Here is a 15,714-nt window from a genome sequence, read left to right as displayed (position 1 = left end):
GAAATCCTTGCTGCTCATAAACTATGGGGCCAGACGTCTGGATTTTGCGGTGTCTGCAGCCAAGAACAAACAAAGAAATACTGCTGAGTTATTTTGGGCTGGGTATAAGAGGACGTAAACAAATGGTTCTGGCGTTGTTGCACCGCCTTATTTTTAGAAAAGTAATATGCATATAGACAGAATCTAATAAGCAATCATTTGTTCGTCGCTTTCCCATTTCATGGAAAATACCATGCTGCTCTGAATTCAGTGCGAATCGAGCCCATCCGGAGTTGTGGAACTATGCATAACGATTTGAATTCTGCCTACCGCGTTCTATCCGCATCAGAGTTGCCCGACTATCTGGATAGTTTGCCTGGGGTACGAGAGGTTTTGGGCGGAACGCCAAGTGATTGGCGAGTACGCGATGTAGCTGATGGGAATTTGAATGCGGTCTTCCTCGTTGATTCTCCTGCAGGGGGGCTTTGCGTAAAACAGGCGCTGCCCTGGGTGCGCGTACACGGGGAGAGTTGGCCTCTTACCGCAGAACGTGCCCTCTTTGAGTATTCTTACATGGCGCGCCTTGAGCCTTTTGTTGGGTGCCTCGCTCCGAAAGCGTATCACTTCGACCCCATCAACTACGTGATAGTGATGGAGAAACTTGAACCGCATATCATTCTGCGCAAGGGCTTGATTGCAGGCCAGCGCTTTCCGCTTGCTGCACGCGACACCGGCGCCTACATTGCGGCCGGGGCGTTTCACACATCCGATCTGGCCTTGCCTTTCGAACGCAAATTCAACGATGTTGCACTCTTTGCACGAAATCAGGCCTTGCTCCGAATCACGGTCGACCTCGTCTTTACGGACCCCTATGTTGAGGTCTGGCGTAATCGTTGGACAACGCCGCATCTAGATCAATGGACGCAATTTTTGCGGTCGGATTTCGCGGTCAAATCTGCTGTGGCGGATCACCGACGTAATTATCTCTCGAACACCCAAGCATTGATTCATGGTGATCTGCACACGGGTTCCGTGATGGTAACGGAGGATGACACACGGGTGATCGATGGTGAGTTCGCAAGTTATGGCCCCATTGGTTTTGACCTCGGTGCATTTCTCGCCAATATGTTGGTGGCTTGGTATGCCAAAGCCGGCCACATCAGCGAAGCGGCTGCCTTGCACAGTTATCGCCAGTATTTGTTGGATCAAATTGCAGTCTTCTGGAATGCTTTCCATGATCGTTTCCTTGTGCTGTGGGAGTCACACGAGCTTGCCGGAGACGCCTATCCGCAAAGCCACTTTGAAGGCGCTCCTGGTGCTGCACGATTGCGGAAAATCCGTGCTGCGTATCTCGACCAAGTGTTCAAGGACACCATTGCATTCGCGGCCATCAAGATCATCCGCCGTATCGTGGGCTATGCTCAATTGGCCGATTTTGAGGTCATCGAGGATCTGGCTCTGAGGGCACACGCACAGGCGGGGGCGTTGGCACTGGCATATTCGATATTGACTGAGCCTGATCGTTATACGGATATTGCTGCATTGATTGATGCGGTCTCAAGATTCGAACATGCAGGATTGAATCCGCATGCCTTGATCTGACCTCAGGATGTCATGCGGGTTAGGTCGAGACAAGTTCGATCTGTGCGAAAGATGAGACAGTGCTGATACCCGGATCTACAGGAATGCGCGCGGGGGAAGAAGAAATTGTCAGATCCTGCGTACGCAAGAGCCTTACCGTCTGCCAACCCGCGCTATCAGCCGCTTGCAACTCCCTTGGATGATCAGACAAGAATGCGATGGCCTGTGTCGGTATGCCGATATCGGCGGCGATTCTGCGATAGGAATCAGACTCTAGTTTGCTTCCCTGTTTGGTATCAAACCACCCACTAAATAGACGGCGCAAATCACCTTGATTCGAATGGCCGAACAGGAGTTGTTGCGCCGCGACAGAGCCCGATGAATAAACATAGAGTTGAAATCTTGCCTGCTTCCATGCCTGTAGTGATGCAGCCGCATCTTCGTAAACCGGCCCTCGCAGTGCTCCAGTTCCATATCCTTCCCGCCAGATCAGGCCTTGAAGCGTTTTCAGCGGGGTAATTTTCAAGTCTTCCTGTGCCCACAGTGCGAGTAAGTCCACGGCGTCTTCTACGCTCAAAGAGCGTACTGCGATGGCTGATACCTCGCGTAAAATGCTCTGTATTGCTTCAGTATGCTGGTGTGCGGTCACAAAAGCTGCAAGGTGCTCGCGCGCATAAGGAAACAGGGTTTCCTGTACAAATGCGATAGGTGTGGTGGTGCCTTCGATATCGGTAACGATTGCTTGCACACCGGCAAGGCATACTTTTTGTTCAATCGCCATAGCGAGGATACTGGGCTGAGAGTCCGGAACCTGTAAAGTTGCCAACCCAGCCTGCCGGATTTGTAAAAATCCTGATGGCGGTGAAGTTTGGGCGTGGCCCCATGTCAAACCAATGGGGTGTATTGGCGGGTACGCTGAGCAAGTCTCCCTGTTCGCAAATCAACTGGAAGATGTGCTGCCCCGCGTTGATATAGAAAGCGCCGCTGCCTTCAACAAAGAAACGTACCTCATCTTCAGAATGGGTGTGCTCATCAAGGAATTTTGCACGTAGCGCTTCCTTGTCTGGGTGATCTGGATTCAAGCGCACGACGTCTGCAGTTGTGTATCCGCCGTGCTGCTTGATTCGTTCAATGTCTTCGGCATAGGCGGAGAGGATGGCGGCGTGATCCGCATGAGGGGCAATGGGAGTGTTTGCCTGCCACTTTTCGAGACGAGCGCCTAATGAAGCAATCTTATCTGCAATCGTGCTGAAGTCCGTTGTCACCTCAATCGGGGCTGCAGGTGTTTCGGATAGAAAAACTGATAGCTGAGTCATGCCGTAATTCCTTGGTGTTTGCTGTTCCAGCGATCCTGAAGCGCAATGAGGTGTTCGAGAGCGTCGATATGGCGCAGGGCTTCTCGCGTATCGTGCCCCCAGGCGTAGAGACCATGTCCGGCCAGCAGGTAGCCCGGTGCGGCATTGTCTGTACGCTGCAAGCGTTCCTCAATGCTTGCCGCCAGGGTGACGGTATCCTGGTTGTTTGGGAATATAGGGAGCAGCACAATCGCTTCGTGAGTTTTCACCCCTGCAATGGCTTTTTCCAGTTCCCAACCATGCAGTAGCAACTGATGCTGTGATTCATGCACTCTCGATACAAACGCGGAAGCAGGGGAGTGAATGTGGAAAATTGCACCGATGTGGGCTGATGCCTGGTATCGCGCCACATGCAAGGGAGCTTCAGCGGAAAGGCCCGGTGGCAGCGGACTCTGCAGGTCCACAACTGCAATGTCTGCCTCTGTGAGATTGCCTTTGTCGCGACCGGTTCGGGTAATAGCAATTCGATTAGCATCAATGCGAGCCGAAAAATTGCCTGATGTGGCCGGTACCCAGCCGCGCGCGTGGGCAAAGCGTCCTGCTTCGATGATGCCGTCGATTACGCTAAAGCATGTCTGACTATCTGGCGCATTCATGTTCGCTCTTCTTTATGCTATGGTCAATTTGGCTGTGGAATCCACGGAGCAAGTACTGCATCGCTCTTGCCGAATTCAGGCAGTTTTGCAGAGAGTTCCTCAACCGTCTTGATGTCATATTTTTCCAGGTCTGCCCGGGTCACCAGTACCGGCTTGACGACAACGTTATGCGGCACGGGCTTACCCGCTACCAATAGTGCCGCTGCGCGAATCGACACGGCACCGACGACTGCTGGATTGGTTGCCGCTGTTGCCACCCAGGGGCTGCTCGGTTCCCGGATTTCACTGATGTCGCTGGTTGAGATATCTGCGCTGTAGATTTTGAGTTTTTTGTTGACGCCTAATTCATTGGCGGCAAGCTTGGTGCCACGTGCGAATTCATCCCAGGGCGCGATCACGACAGAAATATCGGGGTTGGCACGCAGTGCAGCGTTTGCCTGGGCTGCTATCGAAGTGGGCACGGGTGCATTGACCGTACCCCAGCGAGCTTTTTCCAAAATGCCAGGGTTGGCTTTCTTGACTGCACTCCAGACCGCATCGCGGCGGTCAAGCGGTGCGAATCCGGGTACATAGACGTAACCTGCCTTGAAGGACTTGCCGTTATCTTTGATGGCCTGATCAAGCAGGATCTGGGCGAGATCCTTGTCACTCTGTTCTACTTGCGGCACTTGTGGGTGGTCGATGTTGACATCGAAAGCAACGACCTTGATGCCAGCATCCAGCGCTTGTTTAACGACATCCTTGATGGACTCGGGCAAACCATGGTTGATGACAATCGCCTTTACATTCAGGTTGATTGCCTGCTGAATCTGGTCGCGCTGTAGTGCGGCATCTTCCTTGCCGGGAAAAACACGCAGATCCACACCCAGTGCTTTGGCCTGCTTGCGGGCGCCCGACTCGAATGCACGGAAGAAATCACCACCGGAGATATAGTCGATCAAGGCAATCGGTACGTCCCCTTTGTCAAAGGGCGCAGGCGCATTTTTAATGCCCGCAGCGAATGCGCTGCCACACATGAGTGATACGAGTAGGATAATGGAACTGGCAATAGCGGTTTTGCTGTGTTTCATGTGTTGATCTCCGATGTTGGGCGTTTTGTATGTGTATTGGGTAGAATTTGCGGTCAAATACAGTTAGTGGTGCAGGGTGCTGGGTGTAAAGGTCAGAGCGAGGGCGGCAACAAGCACGGCACCTTTGACGAAATCCTGCGTGTAGAAAGGGATGTTTAACATCGTCAGTCCGTTGAGCAGCACCCCCACCAGCACCGCTCCAACCACAGTTCCCGCGATATTGGGGCGACGTGCATTGAGTACGGCATAGCCGATCAGCGTCGCGCTGATGCTGTCAAGGAGTAACGAAGCGCCTCCGGATACGTCGCCACGCCCGACGCGCGCGGCAATAAAAATCCCCGCCAGTGCGGAGAGAGTGCCTGAGAGAACATAGGCCAGTGTGCGATAGCGTACTGTCGGAGCGCCTGCCAGTCTAGCGGCTTCCTCGTTTCCGCCTGTAGCATAGAAAACCCGTCCCCATCGGGTGCGTTGCATAAGTAGCCACAATCCGGCTGCAATGCATGCAATGATGATGACTGGTACAGGAATGCCCGCGATGTGGCCCCGGCCCAAGGCCAGGAAGGTCTGCGTAAAAGCGCCTTGAGCCACATCGCCATCTGGAAGCACGAATCCGCTGCTGATGGATTGGCCTGCACTGGGAATAAGCTGAATTCCGGTCAGCAAGAACATGGTGCCCAGCGTGGCGAGCAAATCCGGGATGCGTAGGCGCACGGTAAGATAGGCGTTGAAGAGCCCGATCGCCGCACCCAGCAACAGCCCTGCGATAACCGTGGGTACGGTGCCCCATTGCCATACCACCATCATGTAGCTGGTTGCAATCAGCGTGGTGCTGGCAGTCGCACCAATGGCAAGGTCAAAACCACCCGTGATGAGGGTGATGGTAACGGCCAATCCCAACAAGGTATTGACCGAACTGGATTGAAGGATCGAGAGCAGGTTGGCTGGGCGAATGAATGCAGGCTGAGCCCAGGTAAATCCGCATACAAGTATTGCCAATACAACAAATAGAACGTGACGCCTGAGCTCAGCTGAGATATTACGTTTGGGTTGTGCGGCTTGTGGAATGTCCAGAGATAGGCTCATGCTGCTTTTTCCTCAAGAAAGCTCAGAATCGACAGCAAAGATTGAGACCCTGTTGATGAAATACCCGATATGACTTCGTGGTTTTTCAGGACGATGATCCGGTCGCCTACCTCAAGCGCTTCCTCCAGGTCGCTGGTGGCAATCAAGGTTGCACCACTCTTGCGCTTTCGAATTGCGGTGATCAGGTCCTGGCGAGCCCCTACATCTACACCCTGAAACGGCTCGTCAAGTAACAATAGGCGTGAGGGTTGGCTCTGCCATCGGGCCACCACCACCTTTTGCTGATTGCCACCAGAGAGTTGTTCCGGTTTGTCCTGCCCGCCAGTGCAGCGAATTCCCAGCGCCCTGATCTGCTGATCCGCAATTTCGTCGATGGCCTTTTGCCGGATCAAGCCGTGGGGGAAAAGCCGATCCAGGTGCGGAAAAGCAATCACATCTGCAATGCTTGCGCCCAGGCTATCCTGAGGAAGAAAGCTGGTTTTCCATCTATCTTCGCCCGCCATGAACACGCCATCACGGATTGCATCACGGGGAGTGGCGGGATGCCAGGCGTGCCCATCCAGAGTGATTTCGCCTTGAATCACTGGCATAAGCCCGAACAGTGTTTTGAGCAGACGTGTCTTGCCTGAGCCCAGGTTACCAGTGACGACGACGATTTCTCCGTCATGTACGGATAGATCGAACGCAGTGGAGGAGGGTGTTAGCCGCAGATTGCGGATCTGCAGCACCGGTACATCGAAATGCTGTGCGCGTGGCGCTGGCAGATGTAGGGCACTGCCCATCATAGCTTGCACCGCTGCGTTGAGATCCAGCGGCGCGCTAAATTCTGCGGCAACACGTCCATTTCTGATCACTACTGCACGATCTGCTATCTTGCGTAGATCTTCGAGGCGATGGGAGACATACAAGATGGCGACACCTTGTTGGCGCAAGCGATCAATCGCAGCAAACAAGATGGCGGATTCGCGCTGAGACAGGCTTGCGGTTGGCTCATCCAGAATGACCAATTGCGCCTGAGTATGCAAGGCGCGTGCAAGGGCCAGCAGTTGCCGTTCGGCGGGTGTCAGCGAGAGGAAGTCGGCTTCCAGATCAAGGTGAAGATCCAGCGCATCGGCAATGCGTTTGGCCTCTTTGTGGATTGCTATGCGGGTCTGCCAGATTCGACTTCTGCCCCCGCAATGCTGATCCAGCAAAAGATTTTCTGCAATGCTCAGCCCCGGCACCCCAAGCAGGTTGGTGTTCTGATAGACCGTTACGATGCCGTTGGAGAATGAGGTGCGTGGGCTTTTGAAAGAGACGCGCATCCCCCGAACAAAGACATCCCCTGCATCAGGCTGATGCGCGCCCGATATCACTTTGACCAGTGTGGATTTTCCCGCGCCATTTGCCCCCATGAGCGCCACGATTTCACCTGCGTGAATGCTCAGGTCGACACCCGCCAAAGCAACTGTTGCACCAAAACGCTTATGGATTTGACGCAATTGAAGAACGGGGGGTGTTTGGCTGATATCGCTCATCACAGTGCTTATTGGCATGGCAGAACGCCAACTTAGCATTGAGTGATTCCGGCTGACAAAGACGAAAAATCTATTATCTAATTCACAAAAAGAAGGTGTTGTGGGCGTAGTTCATAAGGTTGTTGGCTTTTTTAGCGAAATCTGACGATTTATGGAACAAGCCAATCAAAATAGTTTTCCTTTATAGTATATGCATATTCTATAGGAAATGATAAAGACATGAATATAGGTTTGTTCGGATTGTGCTGCTAATTATTTAGTATCCAATTGCCTTCAAGGCGATTTAAAACTGGAAAACAATCAAATAGGGACCTGCAATGAGGCAATATCCTTCTCAAGCGCGTGCCGACCTTGTCGGCATTTTTGTTTCCGTCTTTATGCTCATGGGGCTTTCAGCGTGTGGAGGGGGTGATAGTGTCCCAGAATCGTCAAGCGTATCCAGTCCGACCTCCGTAGTATTGGCTTCTGACGATTTCACCAAGGATCTCTCGCTCTGGAAAGTCGAGCAGGAGAATGCGTCAGGCACGGTGAGCGTGACCAACGGAGTACTCGATATTGTGCAGCCGGCTGGCGCCACCTTGTGGTTCAAGCAGAAGTTATCCGGCGATTACGAAATCCGTTTCACCGCCACACCGATTCCCTACACGGTGACGGTCGGTACTAAAACCTATACAGACCGGATATCGGATCTGAACATGTTCTGGAATGCTACTGTGCCGACAGGCTCTGATCCGGATCCAACCCACCTGAATCTGGATGGAAAGCTTGCGTCATACAATCCGCTCGCCTTGTATTACGTGGGGTTTGGGGCCAACGGCAATACCACTACCCGCCTGCGCCGCTACGATGGCACAGCACTACGCCCGCAGATTACCGGCTACGCCACAGCTGCCAGTCGGACAGACGATGACAAGGCCGGGGCCATGACCCCTGCAACTTCGCTTACGGCCAATACGCCGGTGAGTGTACGCGTGGTGTCGCGTGTAGCAACAGCTGGCGACAAGGCAACCCTCAAGTGGTATGCCAATGATGTGCTTATCTTCAGCTATGAAGATGCTGCACCTTTTCTTTCCGGATGGTTCGGTTTTCGCACCACCGTCAGTCACTGGCAACTGTCGCACTTCTCTGTGGTTCGCCTCTGATTGGCACTTCTTCTCAATCGGGCAAGTTGCGTAGCAGGAGAAATCCACATTGGCACTTGCCGTCATGAACGGTTCCGAAAATGAATAATCGGTACAAATACACAGCGCTGACCAGCGTACTGGGGCTTACGCTTGCTCTGGTAGCGTGCGGTGGTGGCAAATCCGGCGACACACAGTCCAACTTAGACAGCAATCAATACATCGTGAATGAAGTGGATGAAATCGAGGTTTCGTCCGCCTACCAGAATTCTTCGGGACGCGTTGTAGAGCAGCTGGATCGTGGCCTGATTGCGGTGCCATCCGGCACAGGTTCTCTTATTTCGTGGAGACTTTTAGGCACCGAATACGGTAACAATATTGCGTTCAACGTTTACAAGGATGGCAAGCTGCTCAACGCCAAACCTATCGCTGACCGCACCAACTACCTTGATGAAAGTCCGGGGTCAGGGGAGTATACCGTTCGGGCCATCGTTGATGGCAATCGTCTTCTTGCAAAAAGTCGTACGGCATTGAAACTGAACGATGGCTACCTGAACATTCCCCTTAAGGAGGTTCCGGGTGGAGTTCAGGCTGATTATTATGTTCAGCATGCATGGCCGGCTGATCTTGATGGCGATGGGCGCTATGAGTTTGTTGTTTCCCGTTTGCCATACAGCGACAAGGCAGGTAAGCCTTGCTTCGTGGAAGCATACTCGCTGGAGCGTGGCTTCCTCTGGCGTGTGAACATGGGTGTTAATTCCTATACCCAGGCCCCCGGCATTGGTGCCAACGATTCACCTCCGGCTTCGATCAGCGGCTACGGTAACATCGCCGGTTATCGAAACGATGATATGGTGACCGTGTTCGATTTGGACGGAGATGGCAAGGCCGAAGTGCTGGTTCGCACTGCAACCGGTACTACCTATGCCGATGGTACTGTGATCGCATCCAGTGGTGCGACCGATCAGTTTATCTCGGTCATCCGTGGCAGCACAGGCACCGAGATCACCCGCAACCAAATTACCGACATGCTTGAGCATGGACCGGTAGGAGGGCAATTTGGTATCGCTTACCTGGATGGTATTCGACCCAGCTTGGTGACCCAGCTCACTGCACGTGGCCTGCCTGCCAAGAAAGGGGTCTTCCATTTCATGGTTGCAGCATGGGACTTTGATGGCAAGAAACTTAGCAATCGCTGGAAATGGTTTGCCGACAACGAGAAAACCGTCACCACCGCGCCAGAGCGTTTCCACCAGATACGCGTGGTCGACCTCGATGGCGATGGCAAGGACGAGTTCATCGGCGGCAATTATGCCCTCAACAGCGATGGCACGTTGCGTTACGTGATTGATGGCGTGGGTCACGGTGATCGTTTTCAGATCGGTGAGTTCGACCCCTCGCATGCGGGCCTCGAAGGTTTCGGCATCCAGCAGTCCGAGTTGGGGATATGGAGCAAATTCCCGTGGTATTTCTATGATGCTTCGTCTGGCACCCGTCTGATCACCGGCCAGCATCCGCCCTATGTGACCGAAGTAGCCTATGACGTTGCTCGGGGTACGGCTGCAGATATCGACCCGAACCATCCCGGTTACGAGTTTTGGACCAGTCTTACCGATCCTGCGCTCCCCTCATCCGGCCTCTTCAATGTGAAGGGTACTCGACTGACCTATAAAGCCCCGGGTGCCAATTTCCGGATATGGTGGGATGGTGATGAAGGATCCGAACTGCTTGATGGTACGCAACAGGGTGCGGCCTACGTTGGGAAATGGGACCCAGCCACGGAATCTGTCAAGCACCTCTTTGACCCGAGCGACGTGATCCTGTCCTGGCGGGCTGCGCCTCCGTTCTATGGCGACATTCTGGGAGACTGGCGCGAGGAGATTCTCCTTGAAACCAAAGACCGCACAGCCTTGCGGCTCTACAGTACCCCCACGCCCAGCAGCAAGCGCCTCTACACACTGACCCATAATCCAGAGTATAGATTGAGCCTTACCGTGCGTGGATACCTTCAATCGACTCTGGTTGATTATTACCTGGGTTACGGAATGGATACGCCGCCCAAGCCCCGGATTCGCACGCGCTAAACTACTGAAGTGCTTGTGCTTGTGCTTGTGCTTGTGCTTGCCTCACGCACTTCAGCGCGGCCCACTCCGGTATCGAGGTTTACATGCCAATGTACTGTGGTCCGCTTCTCCCTTCGGGCGGGTGCCAGAGCAGGCTGTGCTCGGGGTCATGGAGCTCACAGGCCTTGCAGTGCAGACAATTCTGGCTGGTGATGCGCACTGCGTCGCCCTCCTGCTCGTACACTCCGCCTGGGCAGTAGCGGGTTTCAGGCGCGGCGAAGCGGATGACCCGCGCGGTTTCCTGGGTCGGGGTGTTCCGGCGTCGCAGATGGGGAGGCTGGTCGTGTTCGTGGCTGATGTTGGCAAGCATCAGGGAGCTGTTGCGGTCGAAAGTCAGCACGCCATCCGGCTTCAGTTGAGGGCGTGGCGGGTAGTTGCACGCGGCGGCCATCTTGCTACGTGCCGGGGCTGGGTGGCGCAAGGTCCATGGCAGACGCAGGCCGAGCGCCAGCAACCACATCTCGACACCGCAGAACAGGGAGCCGAGCACGGTACCGAAGCGCGTGAGCAGTGGCTTCACGTTGCGCGTGTCACGCTGCTCACGGCCGATCCAGGAGGTGGCCACGGCGGCTGGGAAATCAGTCAGCTCGTCATGCCCACGCCCGGCCTGCAGGGCAGCGGCTACCGCTTCGGCAGCAAGCATGCCGGACTTCATCGCGGTGTGCGTACCCTTGATGCGCAGTACATTGAGCAGGCCCGCCGCGCAGCCCAGCAGCAGGCCACCCGGAAAGCTCAGGCGGGGCTGCGACTGCAGGCCACCTTCGTTGATGCTGCGGGCGCCATAGCCCAGGCGCTCACCACCGGTGAGCAGGGCAGCAATGCAGGGATGGGTCTTGAGGCACTGGAGCTCGTCGAAGGGCGAGAGCTGTGGGTTGCGATAGCCAAAGTGGGTGACGAGGCCCAGAGCGATCCGGTCTTCACCGTACTGATAGAGGAAGGCACCACCGCCGGCCTCCCGGCCCAGCGGCCAACCAAGGAAGTGGGCCACACTGCCAGTGCGGTGGTGTTGGGCCGGAACCCGCCACAACTCCTTGATGCCCAAGCCGTAGTGACTTTCGCCGATGCCTTCACGCAGGCCATAGCGGGTTTCGAGTTCGCGCGTGAGTGAGCCGCCTGCCCCTTCGGCGACCAAAGTGTAGCGGCCACGGATCTCGATGCCGGGCTCAAAGCGTGCGCTTTCTTCGCCAGCGGCATTGCGGCCCATGTCGCCACTGAGCACACCGATCAGCGCGCCTGCCTCGTTGTAGCAGGGCGCAGCAGCGGCGAAGCCTGGATAGAGCTCGACGCCGAGTGTTTCGGCCTGTGCGCCGAGCCAACTGCACAGCTCACCGAGGCTACCGACGTAGAGTCCGCGATTGTCAATCTGCGGTGGCAGGCTAAAGTGCGGTATGGGCAAGGCGTGCTGTGCGCTGAGCCAGACGACTTCATCCTCGCAGACCTTGGTTTTGAGCGGTGCGCCGAGTGTGCGCCAATCTGGTAGAAGTTCGTCCAGTGCGATGGGGTCGATCACCGCGCCGGAGAGGATGTGAGCACCGATCTGGGCGCCTTTCTCAAGTACGCAAACGGAAATCTCGCGACCGCTTGAGGCAGCCAGTTGGCGCAGGCGGATCGCAGCGGCCAGCCCTGCGGGGCCTGCACCGACGATAATGACGTCATATTCTATAATGCCACGGGTCATGTTTTTTCAGAGAACGGGCGTGAGTGCAGTGTTGTAGCACGAGTGATGCATCTCGACTTGCTCAGTGCATTTCATGGAGTTGAATGGGCTCTGTGGCTGTTCTGAGTGGAAAAGTTCTGAGTGGAAAAGGATGGCCGATCTGGCGGTAATGGATTGAAAATAGCCAACTCATTTGGCATGCACTGGCTGATCAGACCGGTTTCCCATTCGAGGTAGCGTCGTGCCGCATCAAGGTTACCGTCGTGACGGTCGTGCACAAAGAAGAGGTAGTCGATGGCGTCATCGTCAGAGGGTAAATCGGGTGAAGCCTCGATGGGCAGGCCGGAGTCAAGTACTGTCTGCCAATCAACCATGTACGACTCAATCGCACCAGACTCATGCAAGTCTTGCACAGCCAATGCCGCCAACGCTGGATTATCCGCGATCAACAACATCGGCATATTCTCTGCATGTTTGGCGAGACGGGGACGGATGCTCCATCGGGCGCCCTGTAGATGTGCAGCACGGTAGGCCAGACTGGCCCGTAGGTCGATGATTCGGGCTCCAGCCTCAATCAAACTGCGCATTTCTGCAGAATCAAGCTGCCAGGGCAGGGGTGGCAGGTACGGTGCACTGCGTGCGGAAATCTTCAGCGGCGCATGGATGCCAAGACTTAGCGTGGCAGACTCGAAACCCAGCTGACGTAGCCAAGCGGCCACGGTTGGGGCACGTACGCCTTCGTCATCAAGAACGAGGATGCGTGCGTGGCGCACAGCAACGTACTGATCCGTTGCCTGTATCAGTTGTCCGCCTGGTGCGTGCAAAGCGCCTGGTAGCGTGCCTGCTTCGTACTCTTTGGCGCTACGGATGTCGAACACATATGTGCTGCGGTATCGATCATCCAGCCAAGCCTGGGCACTGGCTGTATCGAGTTCAGGCGCTCCGGCTCTCGCAGCAAAATGGCGTGCCGCTTCTTTTAACTGGCTCTGCTGCTTTGGCGGCAGGGTGCGTGGGCTGTCGTGTTCCAGATCGAGTCCGGCAAGACGCCAGCCCTGTGTGCCATTTTCAAGTGCAAGTACCGGATTGGTCAAGCCGAGGTGGCGTAGGGTCTGAGCGCCAATGATGCTGCGTGTGCGGCCCGCGCAATGGATGACGACTGGGGTGGAGGTGTCGGTGAGCAGGGCCGGTATGCGCAGGGCAAGTTCACCGTTGGGTATAGGCAACGCGCCGGGTAAGGTCATCTTGCGGTGTTCTGCCGGGGTGCGTCCATCGACGAGTAGCACAGGCTCATTGGCAAGCAGCCGGCCTTGTAGTTCGATCGCGGACAAATGCGGGGTGTGACAGATCTGCTCGACCAACTCGCCAAAGGTCTTTGAGGGTACATTGACGCCCTTGAACAGCGCACAGCCCGAAGCAGGCCAAGCTGGAGCCCCCCCTGTTAGCACGGCTAGATTGCCGTACCCGGCTGCAGTAAGACGAGCATGGGCACGCTGGGCTACACCGTCATCAGCGTCTATCAGAACAATCCGAACGTCAAGACGTGGTAATAACCGAATTGCATCAAGTTCGAGACGGCTGTAAGGCAAGTTGACAGCGAGAAAGGGGTGGCCTTCACCGTATTGGCCGGGTTCACGCACGTCAATAAGTGCGATTTCGGCACCGTCAGACAGTTGGCTGCGTAGGCTGAGTGAATCCAGGTAGCAAATCGGAGCAGGGTTCATGGTGGAGATGGGGCGTATTGAAGTGACTGTGCGTTTTGCTGCGGCAAAAACTATTTGGAGCCGAGCAGTTTGCCTTCAGAAACATGTCCAGTCGAGGATATAGAAAGATTTTTATCTTATTTACGAATAATGTTTGTGACTCTTTATGATGTTACATCACTATTTATGGCGAGACTATCGTGCGTAAGGTATCCCTCATCCGTTGTCTGATCCCCTTGCTGGTGCTGGCGTTTCAGGGCATAGCCCAAGCCGATGCAACCCTCGATCGAGTCAAGTCCCGGGGCAGCGTCGTTGTTGGCGTGATCCTCTCCGGGCCGCCCTTTGGTTATGTTGATCCAAATACTCAGCAGCCTACAGGGCTGAATGCAGATCTTGCCAGAAGCATAGCCGACAAGCTCAAGCTCAAACTTGAGTTTGTGACTGTCACGCCGCCCAATCGCGTTCAGTTTCTGCAACAGGGTAAGGTTGATCTTTTGCTGGCCAACATGCAGCTCACGCCTGAACGTGCGGAATTACTGGGTTATGTGCCAACGCCATATACTGAAGCTGGCGGCGGTTTGATCACGCGTAAAGGTAGTGGCGTCAGGAAGTGGGAAGACCTCAAGGGCAAGGTGGTGTGCGTCTCGCAGGGCAGTAATTATGCCAAACCGCTTACCGAGCAGTACGGCGCCAATGTGCGCGCTTTGCCTGGACAGCCTGAATCCTTGCTTGCGCTCAAGGGCGGCAGTTGCTTTGCCTCGGTGCACGATAGCGCACCGTTGCATCTGCTAGTGCAGGACAACCCGGAGTGGAAGGATTTCGAGTTGCCGATCTCAAGCGACTTGACGCCACTGCCATCGGTGATCTGGATACGCAAGGGGGAGGGGGACTTTCAGGCTGCGCTCGACAAGATTGTTCAGGACTGGTACCGCACAGGTTGGCTGTTGGAGACGCTGAAAAAGAATCGTGTCCCGGTTACCCCTGAATTCCTCAAATGGCAGGCGAAGCTGGTCGGTACCAAGTAATTCACGAAAGGCTGCTTTGTCATGAACAAAATCCGCTTCTTTGGCACACCGACCCTTTTTATTCTGACTGCTTTGCTAGGTATGCCATTTGCAGCGCGGGCCGATGCCACACTCGACAAGATCAAGTCACGCGGCAGTGTCTCGATCGGGGTGATTCTCTCTGGTCCTCCCTATGGTTATCTTGATCCAGCCACGCAGGAGCAGAAAGGCTTTGTCATCGAACTTGCCCGGGCCGTTGCGCAACAGCTTGGTGTGAGACTTGAGACGGTGCCCGTTACACCTCCGAACCGGGTGCAGTTTCTGCAGCAGGGCAAGGTCGATCTGCTGATCGCCAACATGCAGCTCACCCAAGAACGTGCCGAGATCCTCAGTTATGTACCGACGCCCTATCAGGAAGAAGGCGGGGCGGCAATCATCAAGAAAGGTTCTGGCATCAAGCATTGGGAAGACCTCAAGGGCAAGGTGGTGTGCGTCTCCCAGGGCAGTAATTTCACCAAACCTTTGGTCGAACAATACGGTGCCAACGTCAAGGCGCTGCCGGGCCAGCCAGAATCCCTGCTGGCGCTCAAGAGTGGTACCTGCCAAGCGTCGGTGCACGTAAGTACCTCGCTGAGCCTACTGGTTGACGACAACGCTGAATGGAAGGACTACGAGTTGCCGATCGCTCACACCTTGATCCCATCACCTTCGGTGATCTGGATCCGCAAGGGTGAGAACGATGTTGCTGCGGCACTCGACAAGATTGTACGCAACTGGCATCGCACAGGATTTTTGATTGAAGTCTCGCAGAAACACAATCTGTCTGTCGGTACGTTGCGCAAGTGGCAAGAGAAGGTCAAGGCTGGCAAGCTCGTCCTGTAGGTGGGACTTGAACTGGCATGCACTTGAAATACTTCTACCACAACTT

General features: G+C 55.0%; 13 protein-coding genes. 5 read left to right on the top strand and 8 right to left on the bottom strand.

Going from position 1 to position 15,714, the window contains the following annotated elements; all coding sequences use genetic code 11:
- Positions 1-282 precede the first annotated feature (282 nt).
- Positions 283-1,581 (top strand): S-methyl-5-thioribose kinase, encoded by a 1,299-nt coding sequence (gene mtnK / locus B145_RS0110545; RefSeq protein WP_026259018.1) that lies wholly within the window; start codon positions 283-285, stop codon positions 1,579-1,581.
- A gap of 19 nt (positions 1,582-1,600) precedes the next feature.
- Here mtnK and mtnC read toward each other — a convergent pair whose 3' ends face one another.
- The 6 genes from mtnC to B145_RS25245 form a co-directional block, all read right to left on the bottom strand.
- Positions 1,601-2,341 carry an acireductone synthase gene (gene mtnC, locus B145_RS0110540; RefSeq protein WP_018607226.1) on the bottom strand — a complete coding sequence of 247 codons (741 nt, stop codon included), beginning with the start codon at positions 2,339-2,341 and terminating at the stop codon, positions 1,601-1,603.
- Entirely contained in the window at positions 2,331-2,876 is a 546-nt protein-coding gene (locus B145_RS0110535) for a 1,2-dihydroxy-3-keto-5-methylthiopentene dioxygenase (RefSeq protein WP_018607224.1), read from the bottom strand. The genes mtnC and B145_RS0110535 overlap by 11 nt, the downstream gene beginning before the upstream one ends.
- Entirely contained in the window at positions 2,873-3,511 is a 639-nt protein-coding gene (mtnB, locus tag B145_RS0110530; RefSeq protein ID WP_018607223.1) for a methylthioribulose 1-phosphate dehydratase, read from the bottom strand. The genes B145_RS0110535 and mtnB overlap by 4 nt, the downstream gene beginning before the upstream one ends.
- Positions 3,512-3,534: 23 nt before the next feature.
- Complete coding sequence (locus tag B145_RS0110525; protein ID WP_018607221.1) at positions 3,535-4,581, bottom strand: substrate-binding domain-containing protein; 1,047 nt, start codon at positions 4,579-4,581, stop codon at positions 3,535-3,537.
- Positions 4,582-4,644: 63 nt separating this feature from the next.
- Positions 4,645-5,664, bottom strand: a complete 1,020-nt coding sequence (locus tag B145_RS0110520; RefSeq protein ID WP_018607219.1) for an ABC transporter permease — start codon at positions 5,662-5,664, stop codon at positions 4,645-4,647.
- Positions 5,661-7,199 (bottom strand): sugar ABC transporter ATP-binding protein, encoded by a 1,539-nt coding sequence (locus tag B145_RS25245; RefSeq protein ID WP_211209805.1) that lies wholly within the window; start codon positions 7,197-7,199, stop codon positions 5,661-5,663. The genes B145_RS0110520 and B145_RS25245 overlap by 4 nt, the downstream gene beginning before the upstream one ends.
- A 299-nt stretch (positions 7,200-7,498) precedes the next feature.
- Between B145_RS25245 and B145_RS25240 the strand changes: the two genes are divergently transcribed.
- Entirely contained in the window at positions 7,499-8,323 is an 825-nt protein-coding gene (locus B145_RS25240) for a DUF6250 domain-containing protein (RefSeq protein WP_018607214.1), read from the top strand.
- An 80-nt stretch (positions 8,324-8,403) separates the two neighbouring features.
- The gene (locus B145_RS0110505; protein WP_018607212.1) at positions 8,404-10,386 is read left to right on the top strand and encodes a rhamnogalacturonan lyase family protein; all 1,983 of its coding nucleotides are present in this window, start codon (positions 8,404-8,406) and stop codon (positions 10,384-10,386) included.
- 79 nt (positions 10,387-10,465) lie between these two features.
- Here the strand turns inward: B145_RS0110505 and B145_RS0110500 are convergent, their stop codons facing one another.
- Both B145_RS0110500 and B145_RS25235 read right to left on the bottom strand, forming a co-directional pair.
- Complete coding sequence (locus B145_RS0110500) at positions 10,466-12,103, bottom strand: electron transfer flavoprotein-ubiquinone oxidoreductase (RefSeq protein ID WP_018607210.1); 1,638 nt, start codon at positions 12,101-12,103, stop codon at positions 10,466-10,468.
- Positions 12,104-12,174: 71 nt separating this feature from the next.
- Positions 12,175-13,803 carry a rhodanese-like domain-containing protein gene (locus tag B145_RS25235; RefSeq protein WP_018607208.1) on the bottom strand — a complete coding sequence of 543 codons (1,629 nt, stop codon included), beginning with the start codon at positions 13,801-13,803 and terminating at the stop codon, positions 12,175-12,177.
- A gap of 179 nt (positions 13,804-13,982) precedes the next feature.
- On the opposite strand from B145_RS25235, the gene B145_RS0110490 reads away from it, so the two are divergent.
- Positions 13,983-14,807, top strand: a complete 825-nt coding sequence (locus B145_RS0110490; RefSeq protein WP_018607206.1) for a transporter substrate-binding domain-containing protein — start codon at positions 13,983-13,985, stop codon at positions 14,805-14,807.
- A gap of 21 nt (positions 14,808-14,828) precedes the next feature.
- Positions 14,829-15,668: a transporter substrate-binding domain-containing protein gene (locus B145_RS0110485; RefSeq protein WP_018607205.1), complete on the top strand. Its 840-nt coding sequence runs from the start codon at positions 14,829-14,831 to the stop codon at positions 15,666-15,668.
- The last annotated feature ends 46 nt before the right edge of the window (positions 15,669-15,714 follow it).

The sequence above is a fragment of the Uliginosibacterium gangwonense DSM 18521 genome, from assembly GCF_000373965.1.
GTDB classification, from domain to species: domain Bacteria; phylum Pseudomonadota; class Gammaproteobacteria; order Burkholderiales; family Rhodocyclaceae; genus Uliginosibacterium; species Uliginosibacterium gangwonense.
Note: the sequence above shows the minus strand (reverse complement) of the source record. Positions and strands in the feature narration are given on the sequence as shown.

Coding starts and splice junctions, on each gene's coding strand:
- mtnK (WP_026259018.1), top strand. CDS start 283: ATGCATAACGATTTGAATTCTGCCTACCGCGTTCTATCCGCATCAGAG.
- mtnC (WP_018607226.1), bottom strand. CDS start 2,341: ATGGCGATTGAACAAAAAGTATGCCTTGCCGGTGTGCAAGCAATCGTT.
- B145_RS0110535 (WP_018607224.1), bottom strand. CDS start 2,876: ATGACTCAGCTATCAGTTTTTCTATCCGAAACACCTGCAGCCCCGATT.
- mtnB (WP_018607223.1), bottom strand. CDS start 3,511: ATGAATGCGCCAGATAGTCAGACATGCTTTAGCGTAATCGACGGCATC.
- B145_RS0110525 (WP_018607221.1), bottom strand. CDS start 4,581: ATGAAACACAGCAAAACCGCTATTGCCAGTTCCATTATCCTACTCGTA.
- B145_RS0110520 (WP_018607219.1), bottom strand. CDS start 5,664: ATGAGCCTATCTCTGGACATTCCACAAGCCGCACAACCCAAACGTAAT.
- B145_RS25245 (WP_211209805.1), bottom strand. CDS start 7,199: ATGCCAATAAGCACTGTGATGAGCGATATCAGCCAAACACCCCCCGTT.
- B145_RS25240 (WP_018607214.1), top strand. CDS start 7,499: ATGAGGCAATATCCTTCTCAAGCGCGTGCCGACCTTGTCGGCATTTTT.
- B145_RS0110505 (WP_018607212.1), top strand. CDS start 8,404: ATGAATAATCGGTACAAATACACAGCGCTGACCAGCGTACTGGGGCTT.
- B145_RS0110500 (WP_018607210.1), bottom strand. CDS start 12,103: ATGACCCGTGGCATTATAGAATATGACGTCATTATCGTCGGTGCAGGC.
- B145_RS25235 (WP_018607208.1), bottom strand. CDS start 13,803: ATGAACCCTGCTCCGATTTGCTACCTGGATTCACTCAGCCTACGCAGC.
- B145_RS0110485 (WP_018607205.1), top strand. CDS start 14,829: ATGAACAAAATCCGCTTCTTTGGCACACCGACCCTTTTTATTCTGACT.